This is a genomic window from Micromonospora sp. HB375 (genome assembly GCF_017872985.1).
In the GTDB taxonomy this organism is placed as follows: Bacteria; Actinomycetota; Actinomycetes; order Mycobacteriales; family Micromonosporaceae; genus Micromonospora; species Micromonospora chalcea.
In genome coordinates this window covers 5,489,178-5,502,547 of sequence record NZ_JAGGJO010000001.1, presented here as the reverse complement: position 1 = coordinate 5,502,547, position 13,370 = coordinate 5,489,178, and the positions used below count along the sequence as shown (strand labels likewise).

Annotated in this window: 12 protein-coding genes; 3 read left to right on the top strand and 9 right to left on the bottom strand. The window is 73.6% G+C overall.

The annotated features are described in order from the left end of the window. Window positions 1–57 precede the first annotated feature (57 nt). Both dnaG and J3R08_RS24180 read left to right on the top strand, forming a co-directional pair. The gene (dnaG, locus tag J3R08_RS24185; RefSeq protein ID WP_043329063.1) at window positions 58–1,956 is read left to right on the top strand and encodes a DNA primase; all 1,899 of its coding nucleotides are present in this window, start codon (window positions 58–60) and stop codon (window positions 1,954–1,956) included. After that, window positions 1,956–2,498: a hypothetical protein gene (locus J3R08_RS24180; RefSeq protein WP_209962886.1), complete on the top strand. Its 543-nt coding sequence runs from the start codon at window positions 1,956–1,958 to the stop codon at window positions 2,496–2,498. The genes dnaG and J3R08_RS24180 overlap by 1 nt, the downstream gene beginning before the upstream one ends. A 92-nt stretch (window positions 2,499–2,590) precedes the next feature. On the opposite strand, the gene J3R08_RS24175 is transcribed toward J3R08_RS24180, so the two are convergent. The 4 genes from J3R08_RS24175 to J3R08_RS24160 are packed head-to-tail and all read right to left on the bottom strand — an operon-like array spanning window position 2,591 to window position 5,178. Next, entirely contained in the window at window positions 2,591–2,845 is a 255-nt protein-coding gene (locus tag J3R08_RS24175; protein ID WP_043329066.1) for a type II toxin-antitoxin system Phd/YefM family antitoxin, read from the bottom strand. A gap of 33 nt (window positions 2,846–2,878) precedes the next feature. Beyond that, entirely contained in the window at window positions 2,879–3,430 is a 552-nt protein-coding gene (locus J3R08_RS24170; protein ID WP_113972666.1) for a TetR/AcrR family transcriptional regulator, read from the bottom strand. Next, window positions 3,427–4,218, bottom strand: coding sequence for an ABC transporter permease (locus tag J3R08_RS24165; RefSeq protein ID WP_069088862.1), 792 nt, complete (start codon window positions 4,216–4,218; stop codon window positions 3,427–3,429). The genes J3R08_RS24170 and J3R08_RS24165 overlap by 4 nt, the downstream gene beginning before the upstream one ends. 36 nt (window positions 4,219–4,254) lie before the next feature. Further along, window positions 4,255–5,178, bottom strand: coding sequence for an ABC transporter ATP-binding protein (locus J3R08_RS24160; protein ID WP_043329071.1), 924 nt, complete (start codon window positions 5,176–5,178; stop codon window positions 4,255–4,257). Window positions 5,179–5,255: 77 nt separating this feature from the next. Between J3R08_RS24160 and J3R08_RS24155 the strand changes: the two genes are divergently transcribed. Then, window positions 5,256–5,795 carry a GNAT family N-acetyltransferase gene (locus J3R08_RS24155; protein ID WP_043329074.1) on the top strand — a complete coding sequence of 180 codons (540 nt, stop codon included), beginning with the start codon at window positions 5,256–5,258 and terminating at the stop codon, window positions 5,793–5,795. A 16-nt stretch (window positions 5,796–5,811) separates the two neighbouring features. Here the strand turns inward: J3R08_RS24155 and J3R08_RS24150 are convergent, their stop codons facing one another. The 5 genes from J3R08_RS24150 to J3R08_RS24130 all read right to left on the bottom strand — a co-directional run bounded on the left by J3R08_RS24150 (window position 5,812) and on the right by J3R08_RS24130 (window position 12,832). Next, window positions 5,812–6,783, bottom strand: coding sequence for a TAXI family TRAP transporter solute-binding subunit (locus tag J3R08_RS24150; RefSeq protein WP_064448158.1), 972 nt, complete (start codon window positions 6,781–6,783; stop codon window positions 5,812–5,814). Continuing rightward, window positions 6,780–7,172 carry a roadblock/LC7 domain-containing protein gene (locus J3R08_RS24145; protein ID WP_030503989.1) on the bottom strand — a complete coding sequence of 131 codons (393 nt, stop codon included), beginning with the start codon at window positions 7,170–7,172 and terminating at the stop codon, window positions 6,780–6,782. The genes J3R08_RS24150 and J3R08_RS24145 overlap by 4 nt, the downstream gene beginning before the upstream one ends. After that, window positions 7,169–9,532, bottom strand: a complete 2,364-nt coding sequence (locus J3R08_RS24140; protein ID WP_209962885.1) for a nitrate- and nitrite sensing domain-containing protein — start codon at window positions 9,530–9,532, stop codon at window positions 7,169–7,171. Before J3R08_RS24140 ends, J3R08_RS24145 begins: the two co-directional genes overlap by 4 nt. A 64-nt stretch (window positions 9,533–9,596) precedes the next feature. Continuing rightward, complete coding sequence (locus J3R08_RS24135; RefSeq protein ID WP_104115035.1) at window positions 9,597–10,616, bottom strand: TAXI family TRAP transporter solute-binding subunit; 1,020 nt, start codon at window positions 10,614–10,616, stop codon at window positions 9,597–9,599. Further along, window positions 10,592–12,832, bottom strand: a complete 2,241-nt coding sequence (locus J3R08_RS24130) for a TRAP transporter fused permease subunit (protein ID WP_209962884.1) — start codon at window positions 12,830–12,832, stop codon at window positions 10,592–10,594. The genes J3R08_RS24135 and J3R08_RS24130 overlap by 25 nt, the downstream gene beginning before the upstream one ends. Between the last annotated feature and the right edge of the window lie 538 nt (window positions 12,833–13,370).

Sequence of the window (13,370 nt, the reverse complement as noted above, 5' to 3'; positions counted from 1 at the left end):
GTGGTCGGCCACACGCCCGTCCCCCCGGCCGCCGGATCGTCGGTCCGGCAGGGCAGGATGTACGCCGAGGGGGTGGCGGTCATGGCGGGGCGGATCCGGGACGAGGACATCGCGCTGGTCCGCGAGCGCACCGCCATCGCGGACGTCATCTCCGAGGTGGTGACGCTCAAGTCGGCCGGTGGCGGCAACCTCAAGGGGCTCTGCCCGTTCCACGACGAGAAGAGCCCGTCGTTCAACGTCTCGCCCGCCCGCAACGTGTTCTACTGCTTCGGCTGCGGGGTCGGCGGCGACGCGATCAAGTTCCTGATGGACGCCGAGCACCTCAGCTTCGTCGAGTCCGTCGAGCGGCTGGCCGCCCGCGCCGGCATCCAGTTGCGCTACGTCGAGGACGACAGGTCCGCGCCGCGTCCCCGCCCGCAGCAGGGGCAGCGGCAGCGCCTGGTGGCCGCGCACGCCGCCGCCGTCGACTTCTACCGGTCCCAGCTCACCACCGCCGGCGCGCGCCCGGCCCGCGAGTTCCTCGCCGGGCGCGGCTTCGACCGGTCCGCCGCCGAGCGGTACGGCTGCGGCTTCGCCCCCGACGGGTGGGACCTGCTCACCAAGCACCTGCGCCAGCAGGGCTTCACCCACGACGAGCTGGTCACCGCCGGGCTGTCCCGCCCGGCCCGCTCCGGTTCGCTGATCGACAGGTTCCGCCGCCGCCTGATGTGGCCGATCCGGGACATCACCGGTGACGTGATCGGCTTCGGCGCCCGCAAGCTGTTCGACGACGACGACGGCCCGAAATACCTGAACACCCCCGAGACGCCGATCTACAAGAAGTCGCACGTGCTCTACGGCATCGACCAGGCCAAGCGGGAGATCGCCAAGCAGGGCAAGGTGGTGGTGGTCGAGGGCTACACCGACGTGATGGCCTGCCACCTCGCCGACGTGCCGACGGCGGTGGCGACCTGCGGCACGGCGTTCGGCGGCGACCACATCTCGGTGCTGCGCCGGGTGCTGTTCGACAGCGACGAACGGGCCGGCGAGATCATCTTCACCTTCGACGGCGACGCCGCCGGGCAGAAGGCCGCGTTGCGCGCGTTCGAGGACGACCAGCGCTTCGTCGGGCGTACCTTCATCGCGGTCAGCCCCGACAACATGGACCCGTGCGAGCTGCGCCTGGCAAAGGGCGACCTGGCCGTGCGTGACCTGGTGGCCCGCCGCGAGCCGCTGGTCGACTTCGCGCTCCGGCACGTGATCAGCCGGTTCGACCTGGACACCGTCGACGGCCGGGTCGAGGCCATGCGTCGCGCCGCGCCGCTCGTGGCGAAGATCAAGGACCGGGAGAAGCGCCCGGAGTACGTGCGCAAGCTCGCCGGCGACCTCGGCATGGAGATCGAGCCGGTGCAGCGCGCGGTGCTCAACGCGGCACACGGGCCGCAGGCCGGCGGCGCCGCGCCCGCCGCCCCGGCCCGCCCCGGCCGGGCCACGCCCGCTGTGGACAGTCCGCGTTCCATGGTGGAGCGGGAGGCGCTCAAGCTGGCGTTGCAGGAGCCGGTGCTGGCCGGTCCGATGTTCGACGCGGTCGAGGTGACCGACTACCAGCACCCGGTGCACGTCGCGGTACGCGCCGCCGTGGCGGCGGCCGGCGGAGCGTCCACTGCCACCGGCGGCGCGGTCTGGATCGAACGGGTCCGCGACGCCTGCGACGACCTGGCCGGGCAGGCGCTCATCGGCGAGCTGGCGGTGGAGCCGCTGCGCATCGACGGCGAGCCGGACCCGAGGTACGTCTCGATCACCATGGCCCGGCTCCAGTGGAGTTCGGTCACCGGCCGCATCCGTGACCTCAAGTCGAAGATCCAGCGGGTCAACCCGGTGAGCAACAAGGACGAGTACTTCGCCCTGTTCGGGGAACTGCTGTCGCTGGAACAGCACGCACGGGCACTGCGCGAGCAGGCCGCCGGAGGATTGTGATGGGACTGTTCAACCGCCGGCCGAAACTGCCGTCCGCCGACCGGCCGCCGCTGGCCGCCGACGAGCGGGTGCTCGCCTGGGCCGCCGCCGGCACCGGCGAGGGCGGCAACGACGGCGTGCTGGTCGCCAGCAACCGTGGCCTCTGGCTGCCCGGCCGGGTGGAGCGCCTCGGCTGGCACGACATCCTCAAGGCGGTCTGGTCCGGCCGCGAGCTGACTGTCACCCCGGCCGAGCCGGTCGCCGAGCGCGACGGCTACCTGGTGGTGGCGGACGGCCTCCCCGAGACGTACCTGCTCGTCGACCCGGGTGACCTGCCGCACCAGGTCCGGGACCGGGTCACCGGCTCGGTGGCGTACACCTCGCACCACGAGATGCCCGGCGGCTCCGGGCGGATCGCGGCCCGGCGGGTGCCCGGCGTCGACGGGCTGACCTGGACGGTCCGCTACGACCCGGGGACGCCCCCCGACGACGAGGACGTGGCCGCCGAGACCGCCCGGCTGGTCGCAGCGGCGCGGGCCGCCACCACCCCCGCCGACGTCTGAGGTCTACACCTTGAGGACGTCGACCTCGTAGAGCGGGATGGAGGCGTCGCGGGTGATGGCCCAGAGCGCGACGTGGGTGTCCAGCAGCAGGGTCATGCGCCGATCCCGAAGTCGGCGGCGATCTCGGCGTTGGTCTGTGGCGAATCCCAGTCACCCGAGAGGTCCACCTGCCCCGCGAGGGAGCCGATCGCCGTGCGGTCGGTCCGGCGCACCAGCGGTACGACCTTCGCCACGGGGGTGCCCGCCCGGTCGATGATGATCTCTTCGCCGCGTTCCACCCGCTCGATGATGCGCGACAGGTGGGTCTTGGCATCATGCATGTTGTAGTGCACAGCCTCAGCCGACATGGCGCGCCCTCCTCGGTTAGCTAAGCTCTTAGTTTAGGCACGTGGGCGGGCGCCGTTGAGGAAGAGCGCGACGACCCGTGCGGGGCCGGTCTCGTCGGTGAGGTCGGCCGCACGGGCCAGGTGCAGGAACGCGTTCATCAGGAACTCCGGTTCGCCGGTGACCGCGCCCTCGGCGCGGGCGTCGGCGAAGAACCGGGTCACCGGGGCCAGCATCAGGTCGACGTAGAGGCCCGAGACGTGCTCGCTGGTCTCGGCGGAGACGAGCGGCAGCGTGTCGTAGATGCGCTGCTCGAACGTGATCGCGTCGCCGTGCTGCCCGGCGGCGACGGTGGCGAGCGCGTGCAGCCGGTGCGGCACGTCGCCGGGGCCGGCCAGCGCCGCCGAGATCCTGCCGCCGACGTCCCGGATGTACCGCTCCGCCACCGCGATGTAGAGGTCCTCCTTGCCGCCCGGGAAGTGGTGGTAGATGGACGGCTTCTGGATGCCGACGCTGCGGCCGACGCCGACCAGGGAGATGCCCTGGTAGCCGGTCGCGGCGAGCTGTTCGGCGAAGGCGTCCATGATCTGGGTGCGGGTGTCGCTCATCGGTTCTTCCTGGCGTGGTGGAGGGCGAGGGCGCAGGCGGCGGTTCCGGCGACGGTGAGGGCGGCGAGCGCCGCGACGCCGATCGGGGCCGCGGCGAGCGGCGTGCCGCCGCCGAGCTGCCGGGCGGTGTCGACGATATAGGTGAGCGGGTTGACCGTGGCGATCACCCGCATCCAGCCGGCGAGTTCGTCGACCGGCGCGAACACGCCGGTGAAGAACGACAGGCCGAACACGACGAGCGTGACCAGGTTGGTGGTGGACGCCGAGTCCGACCGGATGGCGAGCGCCGTGCTCAGCAGCGCGACGCCGAGTCCGAGCGCGAGCATCAGCAGGAGCATTCCGGCGACGCCGGACCAGCTCGCCGGCCGGTAGCCGATCGCGACGGCCCCGGCGACGGTCACCACCATCTGGAGTACGACAGCGAGCAGCGCGGCGACGACCGGGCCGACGAGGAACGGCGTCGTGGTCCCGTGGGCGAGCCGGAGGCGGTCCAGGTATCCGCTGGTGATGTCGCCCAGCACGAGCGTGCCGGCCGCGCCCGCGCCGGTGGCGACGCCGGTGAGCAGGATCAGCGGCAGCAGGAACGCGATGAAGCTCGTCCCGCCCAGATAGGTGCTGCCCACGGCGTCGAGCTGCCCGGCGTAGACGAGCAGGAAGAACAGGGACTGGGCGACCGGGGCCACGAGCAGCGCCGGGGTACGGAGCACGGCCCGGGTCGAGCGTCTGATCGCCGCGAGGACGACCGGGGCCGAAGAGCGGCGGGGCGGGGTGAGCGCGAGCGGGAGCACGGTGTCGGGCCTTTCGGGGTGCGGTGGGGGCGCGCCTCAGCGGGCGGCGAGGGCGACGAAGACGTCGTCGAGGGAGGGCTCGGCGAGATGGAGCCGGGTGATGTCGGCGGCGATCGCGCCGGCTTCGTGCAGGGCAGCGGTCAGCGCGCGGGGGTCGTCGGGGACGCTGAGGCGTACCCGGTCCGGGTGGTCGGGGTCGGCGCGGAACCCGGCTTCGGACGCGGCGACGAGCGCGGTCGCGGCGGCGGCGTCGGACAGGTCGAGCGTGAGCGTCCGGGCGCCGACGCGCCCCTTGAGCGACGCCGGTGGGCCCTGGGCGACCACCCGGCCGTCCCGTAGCACGGCGATCTCCGTGGCCAGCACGTCGGCCTCGTGCAGGTCCTGGGTCGAGATGAGCAGCGAGGTGCCGCTGTGGTTGAGGCGGGTCAGCTCGGTCCAGAAGTCGATGCGTGCGAGCGGGTCCAGGCCGGTGGTCGGCTCGTCCAGGATCACCACCGCCGGCTCGGCGACGAGCGCCACCGCCAGGTCCAGCTTGCGGCGGGTGCCGCCGGAGAGCTTGGCCACCCGGGACGAGCGGTGCTCGCCCAGCCCGAACAGGTCGACGAGTTCCCGCGTGCGGCGGGCCCGCTGCCGGCGGCCGAGCCCGAGCGCCACGCCGTGGAAGTCGAGCACCTCCGCCGGGGTGGCGAGGGGGTCCAGCGCGTTCGACTGCGGCGCCAGGCCGATCAGCCGCCGTGCGTCCCGCGCCTGGGTCACGGTGTCGAAGCCGCCGACGCGCACCGAGCCCGAGGTCGGGGTGCGCAGGGTGGCGATGATCTCCAGCAGCGTGGACTTGCCGGCGCCGTTGTGGCCGAGCACGACGAACCGGCTGCCCGGCGCGACGGCGAGGTCGAGCGCGCGCAGGGCGTCGCGTGTCCCGTAGGTCTTGGTCAGGGCGGAGGCGAGGACGAGCGGGGTCATGCCGCCACCCTACCGACCGGTCGGTAGGGTGGCCAAATCCGGTTGTCGACCTGCCCTGCCGCCGCTAGCGTCGCGGCATGTTCGCCACCGAGCGCGTACGGCTGCGCCCGCCCACCCCCGACGACGCGCCGGACCTGTTCCGTCTGCACAGCGACCCGGAGCTGCGCCTGATCACCGACGGCGGGCCGTTCCTGCCGTACCACGTCGGCCAGGTCCGGGCCCGGCTGGAGAAGCGCGCCGCCGAGCAGCCGGAAGCCGGCGATCCGGTGACACTGCTGGCCGAGACCGTCGCCGACGGCACGTTCCTCGGCACCGGCGTGCTGTGGGGGATCAACACCTTCAACGGGTACGCCCACCTCGGCATCACGCTGCTGCCCGAGGCGCGCGGCCAGGGCTACGGCACCGAGGTGATCCGGCTGCTCTGCCGGTACGGCTTCCGCAACCGCAACCTGCGGCGCCTGGAGATCGAGACGCTGGCCGGCAACACGGCCATGCGGCGTACCGCCGAGCGGTGCGGCTTCGTCCACGAGGGCACCCAGCGCGACCGCGAGTACGACGGCGACGGCTTCGCCGACATGGCGCTCTACGGTCTGCTGCGGAGCGACTGGACGCCGTAGCGGGGCCGCGCCGCGCTCAGCCGCCGTCGCGGTAGAACCGGGCCGCGCCCGGGTGCAGCGGGATCGGGCCGGTCGCGGCCGCGCTGGCCCGGTTGAAGTTCGCCGCCTCCGGGTGCACCTGGATCAGATCGCCCTGCCAGGTGAAGAGCACCCGGGTCAGGTCGTACGCGAGTTGCTCCGGCATGTCCGCCGCCACCAGGATCACGTTCGCCACCGTGATGGTGGGCGTCGGCTCGGCCGTGCCGTAGACCTCCTTCGGCAGCGTGGCGGTGGTGTAGACGCCGCCGAACCGGGCGCTCAGCGGCTCGATCAGGTCGTTCAGCGGCAGCAGCCGGAACTTCCCGGGCGCGGAGGAGAGCAGGTCCTTCACGCCGGGCGTGGGCAGGCCGCCGGAGAAGAACATGGCGTCCAGCGTGTTCGCCCGCATCCGCTTGACCGTCTCCGGCAACGACAGGTTGAGCCGCTGGATGCCGGCGTTCGGGTCGATGCCGCCGGCGGTGAGCAGACGCCCGGCGATGATGTCGGTCCCGGACTTCGGCGAACCGGTCGAGACGCGCTTGCCGCGCAGATCGGCGAAGCTGTTGATCTTGCCGTCGCTGCGGACGATCACGTGCGTGTAGTTGCTGTAGACGCGGGCCAGCGCACGTACCGGCTGCGGTTGCTTGTCGAACGCCCCGCGGCCGTCGACCGCGTCCGCCGCCGTGTCGGCCAGGCTGAACGCGATCTCCATGTCGCCGCCGGCCACCCGGGTGATGTTCTCCACCGACGCGCCGGTCGGCTCCGCGCGCGCCTCGTACCCGGGCACGTGCCGGGTGATCAGATCGGCGTACCCGCCGCCGAGCTGGTAGTAGACGCCTGTGGTGTTGCCGGTGGCCAGGAAGATCCGCCCGCCGTGCCACGCCTGCCCAGTGGTGTCCTCGGCGCCGCAACCGGCCACCAGCACCGTCGCCAGCAGCGCCGCCACCAGCCGCGCCGGGCGGCCGCTCACCGGCGGACCGCCGGTTCCAGCGCCTCCGCCACCCGCTGCACCAGCGTCGCCGTCTCGTAACCGATCTGGCCCAGGTCGCAGCCGGGCGCGGCCAGCACGCCGAGCAGCGCCCGTTCCCCGACCGCCATCACCAGCATCACACCGCCGTCCATGTCGACGATCTGCTGGCGTACCCGGCCGGCGGACATCAGCCGGGCCGCGCCCACGGTAAGGCTCGCCAAGCCGCTGATCACCGCTGAGAGCTGGTCGACCTGGTCCGGGGAGAGATCCGGCGAGGACGCCAGCCGCAGTCCGTCCTCGGAGACCGCGAGCGCGTGCGAGACGTCCGGCACCTGCTCGGCGAAGTTCGCCAGCAGCCAGTCGAGCCCGGTGGAAGCGGGTGGATTCATGGTCTTCTCCCGTTGGGTGGTGTGGTGTTCGGGGCACGGCGCGTCGCGCTGGCCACCCCCTCGGCGAGGGCGGACAGCCGGGCGCGTACCACTTCGGGGTCGAGCAGGTCGGTCGCGGGCGGCGGCGCGGTGACGGCGGGCATCGGTCCCGGCAGATGCCCGCCCACCGGCCGCCGGGGCAGCCCGGCGGCGGTGGTCGACACCGGCGCCGGTGGCACGCTCACCGGCCGGATCCGCGCCGCGCTCGGCGCCAGCAGCGCGCCACCCGGCGCCCGGACCGTGGCCACGCCGCGCGCCGGCCCGCCGGCCGTCGGGGCGCTGGTGACCAGGTCGCGGGAACCGCCCTGCGGCCGCAGGACGGGCGCGTTCTTGAACCACGGCGCGCCGCGCCCGTGCGGGCGCCGCTCGGCCGGCGGCCGGGACGCCACCGACTCGACCCGGGTCAGCACCGACTCCGGTACGTCCACCTGCGCCACCGTGCCGGTGCCGGGGTTGTGCAACTGCACCCGGATCCCGTGCCGGGCGGCCAGGTGGGCCACCACGTGCAGGCCCATGCTGCCGGCGGCGGCGCTGGACAGGGTGGCCGGCGCGGCGAGCCGTTCGTTGATCTCGGCCAGCCGGCTCTCGCTGATGCCGATGCCCTGGTCGTGCACGCGCAGCACCAGCCCGTCGACGGTGCGCCGGCCGTCCACCAGCACCCGGGCCTCCGGCGGCGAGTAGACGGTGGCGTTCTCCAGCAACTCGGCCAGCAGATGCACCAGGTTGCCGGCCGCAGCGCCGTGCACCGCCGCGGTCGGCACGTCGATCTCCACCCGCGGATAGTCCTCGATCTCGGAGGCCGCCGCCCGTGCCACGTCGTCCAGCAGCAACGCGCCCTCGTGCCCCCGGCCCGGCTCGCCACCGGCGAGGACCAGCAGGTTCTCCCCGTTGCGCCGCAGCCGGGCGGCCAGGTGGTCCAGCGCGAAGAGCCGGGCCAGCGCGTCCGGATCGGTCTCCTCGCGTTCGAAGTCGTCGAGCAGCCGCAACTGCCGGGTGATCAGCGTCCGGATGCGCCGGGCCAGCGCCTCCGCCATCCGGGTCACGTCCAGCCGCAACTCCGCCTGCTGCCCGGCGAGCCGCAGCGCGGCCCGGTTCACCGTGTCGAACGCCTCGGCGACCTGCGCCACCTCGTCCCGACCGCGCCGGATCCCGTCCGTCATCCGGGTCGCCGGACCCTCCGCGGGCGCCCGTTCGCCCGCCGCGATCGCGGTGATCCGCTCCGGCAGCTCCCGGTTCGCCATGGTCAGCGCGGCGACCCGCAGCCGGCGCAACCGGCGGCTGGTCCGTACCGCCAGCAGCACGGCGGTGACGAGCGAGCCGAGCGCGACGGTGCTCGTCGCCCCGGCGGTCAGCACCGCGCGCAGCCGGGCCGCGGCGGCCAGGTCGGCCGCGTCCCGGTCCAGCCCGTCGGACAGGTCCCGGCCGAGCAGGTTGTACCGGCGGATCGCGCCGCTCTGCGCCACGTACCAGGCGTCGCCGTCGGTCTTCAGCGCGTCCGGCGCGCCGTCGGTGTCGAGCATCGCGTCGCGCATCCGCCGGGCCGTGGTCACGTCGGCGCCGTCGACCAGCCGGTACCAGGCAGCGTTCGCCGGGGCGGAGGCGATCCGCAGGAACTCGGCCTGCCGCTGCTCCCGGGCGCCCCGCAGCCGGCCCAGCCGGGCCAGCTCGCCGCGTTCCAGTCCGCCTCTGACGAACACCGCCCGCAGCAGGTCGCGCTCCAGCGCGGACAGGTGCTCCTGGGCGGCCACCGAGGCCACCTCACGGGCCTGGTTGGCCAGGTCGGCGTCCCGGAGTTGACTGGGCAGCGCGTCCGCGACCGCGAGCAGCGACTCCACGAGCGACACGTACGCCGGGTCGCCGCGCTCACCGGCCAGCGCCAGGTCCCGGGTCGGCGCGAGTTGCTCCAAGCGCCCGCGCGCGTCGTCCAGCACCCCCGCCAGGTCCGGGGCGGCCCGGCGCGCGTCACCCTGCGCCGAGCGGTAGCGCTCCACGGCCGTGTCGACCCGGCGGCGCTGCGCGTCCACGAGCGGGCGGCCGGACGTACCGCCGCGCTGGCGCAACGCGGCCGTCTCGCCCAGTTCGCGTTCCAGCTCGTGCACCAGACGTACGGTCGCGGTGGCGGTGCCGGCCAGCACGCGCGCCCGGTCGGCGTCGGCGGACGCGTCCAGCGCGGCGTCGGTCTGCGCCGCCCCCAGCACGACCAGCCCGGCCGTGGCGACCAGGATCGGGGCCAGCAGTTGGACGCGGACCGAGCGCAGGCGTCCGGTGCGGTCCGCGGAGCGGTGGTGCCGGCGTACGCGAGCCGGGTGGGGCAGCGGCACGGTGGTCTCCGGTCGGGTCGGGCGGGCCGGGCCCGGACGCGCGTCCGGACCCGGCCCGTTCAGGTCAGCTCGCGCCGAGGTCGCTCAGTGCCCGCTCCGCGCCGCGGTGCAGCGGCACCGGGTCGGTCTTGCGGGCGTTGCCCAGCTCGATGCCCTTCGCCGCCGGGTTCGCCTGGGCCAGGGCGTCCTTGGACTCGAACACCGTCCGGGTGATCGCGCAGGCCACGTCGGCGTCGAGGTTGTCCCGCACCAGCAGCACGTTCGGCACCACGATGGTGGGCACGTCGGCCGGGGTCCGGTAGATGTCCTTGCCGATGGTGCCCGCCTGGTACGCCGGGTTCAGCTCGGCCATCTTCGGCAGCAGCGGAGTGATGTCGACGAACTTCACCTTGTCGCCGGACGTGGTGAACAGGTCGGTGACGCCGCCGGTCGGCACGCCGCCGGACCAGAAGAAGCCGTCGATGCTGCCGTCCTTCATGCCGTCGACGGTCTTGGTGAGGTCCAGCCGCTGCGCCTGGACGTCCTTCGCCGGGTCCAGCCCGGCGGCGGTGAGCAGCCGGTTGGCGATGACCTCGGTGCCGGACTTCGGTGAGCCGGTGGAGATCTTCTTGCCCTTCATGTCGGCCACCGACGTGATGCCCGCGTCGGCCCGTACGACCACCTGGGTGTAGTTGTCGTAGATCCGGGCCAGCGCCTTGACCGGCTGCGGCGCGGTGAAGCTCCCCTTGCCCTGCACCGCGTTGACAGCGGTGTCGAACAGGGAGAACGCCACGTCGTACTGGCCGGCGACGAGCTGTTCGACGTTCTGCACCGAGGCGCCGGTCTCGGCGGCCGTCCCGGTGAGCTTGCCGTCGGTGGTCTTGCTCAGCTCGCCGGCGAGCGCGTTGCCGACCACGTAGTAGACGCCGGTGGCGTTGCCGGTGGCGATACCGACCCGGGTGTCCTTGGTGACCTTGCAGCTGACCTCGCGGGCGGCGTCGTCCTTCGCCGCGCCGTCCTGACGGCCCCCGCAGCCGGCGGCACCGGCGGCGACCAGGACAAACGCCCCGACACCCGCCACTATCCTCGCGTCGATCCGTCCCACTCTCTCTCCTCCCCAAGATCCACGGATTCTTCGACCGCCGGGCGGCCGGGGTGCCCGGCGGCGCCACGTCGGACGTACACGCCCGCGACCGTGAGCGCGGCGAGCGCCGCGCCGATCGCCATGGGCAGCGGTTCCAGCCAGAGCAGGACCAGCCCGGCGATCGCGCCGAGGATCCGCTCCGGCGCGCCGGCCGGGCCCACGCCCGGCAGCCAGCCGCCGGCCGCGACCGCCAGCACCGCCACGCCGAGCGCGGAGACCAGGCCGGCCGTCACGATCCGCCCGGGCCCGCCGATGCCGAGCAGTCCGAGGCCGGTCGGCGTGATCACGAAGGCCAGCGGGATCAGGTACGCCGGCAGCGCGTACCGCAGGGTCTGCCACATGGTCGGCACCAGGCGGCCGCCGGTGACCGCGGCGGCGGCGACCGCGGCGAGCGCGGTCGGCGGCGAGACCTCGGACAGCACCGCGAAGTAGAAGACGAACATGGCCGCGGCGGGCGCCTCGACACCCAGGTTCAGCAGTGCCGGGCCGATGATCACCCAGCCGATGACGAAGGACGCGGTGACCGGCACGGCGAGGCCCAGCAGGCTGAGCGCGACGGCGGCGAGCACCGCGGTCAGCGCCAGCACCACGGCGGGCTCCGAGCTGACCGTCTGCGCGCCGCTGATCAGCAGCGAGGCGGCCTGCGGCCCGAGCCCGGTCTTCGTGGTGGTGGCGGTGATGATGCCGGCCGCGGCGCACACGGCGCTCACCGCGAGCACCCCGCGTACGCCGTCGCGCAGCGCCGCCACGAGCCGGGCCGGCGTGAGGCGGTGCCGCCGGTCCAGGAAGGACAGCGCCGCCGCGATCACGGTGGCGACGACCACCGCCCGCATCGCCGACGCGCCGAGCGCCAGGACCACGATGATCACGAGGAGCGAGAGGAAGTGGTAGCCGAAACGGGCCAGCAGCCGCCAGGCCGAGCCGCTGTCGATGACCACCGGACGGACCCCGGAACGTCGCGCGTCGATCTCGACCGAGAACAGGATGCCCAGGTAGTAGAGGATCGTGGGCACCGTGGCCCAGCCGAGCACCTGCAGGTAGGACACGCCCAGGTACTCGGCGATGATGAACGCCGCCGCGCCGAGCGTGGGCGGGGACAGGATCGCCCCGACACCGGCGGCGGCCAGCATGCCGCCCGCGCGCTCGGCCGGGTAGCCGGCGCGGCGCAGGATCGGCCAGGTCACCGCGCCGATGCTGACGGTGGTGGCGGCGCCGGAGCCGGAGACCGTGCCGAGCAGGAAACCCGAGGCGACGGCGGTGCGCCCGGCGGCGGTACGGGAGCGGCGGAACGCGGCGGCGGACAGCTCCACGAAGAACCGGCCCGCGCCGGACAGGTCGAGCACCGCGCCGTAGATGGTGAACAGCACGATGTAGGAGGCGGCGACGTCCAGCGGCGTGCCGTAGAAGCCGCTGTCGGAGTTGTAGAACGCGTCGACCAGCTGCGCGAAGTCGAGCCCCGCGTGCGCCACCGGCCAGGACTGCGGCAGCAGCCCGCCGTAGTAGCCGTACCCGAGGAACAGCACGCAGACCGCCGGCAGGATCCACCCGGTGGTACGCCGGCACGCCTCCAGCAGCAGGAGCAGCAGCCCGGTGCCGAACGCCACGTCCAGCGGATCCAGCAGGCCCTGCCGGTCCAGGAAGGCGTCGTACCCGCCGCCGCCCGCGCCGACGGCGACCGGCAGCACCGGGTAGAGGCAGACCACGAGCGCCGCGAGCGCCAGCAGCCAGTCCACGGGCGTGGGTCCGCGCCGGTCGTCCACGTCGACCGCGTCGGCCTCGGTGCGTCGCAGCCGCACCCCCGAGGGGTACGCGAGGAACACCATCGGCAGGACGCCGGCGAGGAAGAAGATGAGGTAGTACTTGCTGCCCTGGGCCAGCGGGAAGAACACCTGCCAGAGCGTCAGCAGCCCGACCGCGACGGTGACGCCGGTGAACAGGAAGCCGACTCCGCCGGCGAGGACCCGTCCCGGCTTCTCCTCCTCGAACCGGGCGGCCAGTTCCCGGGCGTCCTGCTGGGCCTGATCCGGGGCGTCGTGCGTCTCGGCCGGAGTGTGGTCCTCGGCGTGGTGCGGCACGGCCCGGCTGTGGTGGTGTGTCTCGCCCGGCCCGTCGTCGGACCACTCCGGACCGGCGACGACGCCCTCGTCCGGCGGGAGCGGCACCACCTCGGCGTCCACATCGGACCCCGGTCGTCCGCCGGACGGCGGCCGGGGTTTCGGGGGAGTCGCGTCGGAGGGGCGAACGGGCGGCACGAGGGGGCACGATACGCGAATTGCGCGCGCGTTGGGAACATTGCTTAACGTGATTGCAATGAGTGACGGTAATTGGGGCGACGCGCTCCGGCGGACGCTTCTTGAATCTCTTTCGTAATTGCGCGATCAAGGACTTCGGCAATGCCTTCCGGTGGTCGACCGGGCGCCTTTCCAACGATGAATGGCGAGTCACGGGAGCCGGTGGCGGTTACGGATAGTGCAGCGCGACCGACTGCTGTCGCAGGCCCTGTCGGCCCTCGGCGGTGCCGGCGCCGACCGGCGTCGGCAGTACGTGCTCCGGTGCCCGGAAGGCCCATGATCGAATTCATTCCGCCGAGGTCGCGGGCTCCTTCGTCATGCCGACGCCGCCACTGCGGCACAGTGGCTGTGCCGGGTGCCGCCGCCGATTCCACCGCGCACGCGCCGCCGGCGGATCGGACGGGTGGAGCGCCGTGGGTGTCTC